Annotated in this window: 1 pseudogene; it reads right to left on the bottom strand. The window is 39.6% G+C overall.

What is annotated here, in order from left to right:
* Window positions 1-87 precede the first annotated feature (87 nt).
* Window positions 88-1,286 (bottom strand): annotated as a pseudogene (locus F6K20_RS38225) (IS701 family transposase); the annotation flags it as partial.
* Window positions 1,287-1,477: the final 191 nt, after the last annotated feature.

Raw genomic sequence — 1,477 nt, 5'->3', positions numbered from 1 at the left:
TGCTGCCTCCCCAAGACCGCGCTGCCTCCCCAAGACCGCGCTGCCTCCCCAAGACCGCGCTGCCTCCCCAAGACCGCGCTGCATCGCTTGTGGATGTGTTGAGAAATCAACAGTCGGATTCGGCATTTCAGAATCAGCTAGTTCAGATGAATTTAAAGTAGACATTTCCTGGGTATTTAAACTAATCATTAGATAAGCACTCATAATTAGTTCCCACCATTTATTAATCTCCTGAAAATCCGTAAAACGATAATCTGTCCAACCCAGTTCTTGTTTACACTGCCGAAAACCATATTCAACCCATGTTCGCCTCCCGTAAAGATTGCCTAGAATCTTCTTAATTTTACTCCTTTTATCCTGAATATTAGTCATGACAAAAGATGTAGAGTTCTCTGGCATGGTTTCAGGATCTGTAGTCATTTCCCAATAAGTTCTGTAACTTCTCTTGCCAAAAATAATTTCTCGGATATATCTAGTTTCTGATTTTTGATTGCTAAATATTCGCTCAAACTTACACCACTTATTAGCTCTTACTCTCTGAGCAACTGGCATCCAGACCCCATGATTGCTTTTAATTGCTAATATCCAAGGTAATTTGTATTTGTCTAATGTACTGATAAATGAACTACTTTCACCATACAAGCTATCAGCTAATACTAAGTCAATCCGAAATCCATAATTGACTAATTCAGTAATTATTTCCGAGGCTAGTTCAATCTTCGTTTTGTATGTATCTCCTTCTTTCAGTTTTCCTTGTGGTTTAAAGACTTTAACTAGTAAAGGAAAAGTAATATTTTTATAGACTCCATAAGCATTTACTGACACGATTCCATTATCTACTTTTCCTACACTGCCTAAATATTGTCTGGCTACATAGTCAGTTTTATTTCCTTTTTTTCTATCCCCTGTCTCATCAATTATTACCGTGATTATTTGGGAGTTTAATGCTTTGAGCGTCCGACTTAATCTTCGGGATGTTAATTCAGTCGCTGACCAAGGAGAATTGGCTAGAAAATGATGGAGTGACTGAGCAGATTTTATGCCTACTAACTTAGCTATTTCTGGAGGTGCGACCCGTGGCGAATTTAATTCGCCTAGGTCAAGCGCACCTATAGCGACTTTCTCTTTATCGGTGAGATTATTCCTAAATGTAAATATTTGAAACATTCATAACTTCTTACTTCTGGAAACAGGTCTTTATAAGCCTCACAATATTGATCAATAACCGAAACTGTTGGTTGTGCATCTCTGGCACTATGTTTGAGAATCTGTAACTCTACATCCATTGCCCTATCTACCTTTGAGCTACCCAATCTGTTTATTCTCTTATTTTACTTCTCGGAGAGTGACAAAAGAGGGATATATATTTGGCGATAAGTCGTCAAGTCATCGCTAAATATTTGTTCGCGTAGCGTGGCCTACGGCCAGGGGTCTATCCATCCCCACCCCTGCATAGGGATGGGGATGGATAGACCCC

This window comes from Moorena sp. SIO2C4 (assembly GCF_010672485.1).
GTDB lineage: Bacteria > Cyanobacteriota > Cyanobacteriia > Cyanobacteriales > Coleofasciculaceae > Moorena > Moorena producens.
The sequence above is the reverse complement of the archived record's forward strand: the minus strand, read 5'-3'. Positions and strand labels throughout refer to the sequence as shown.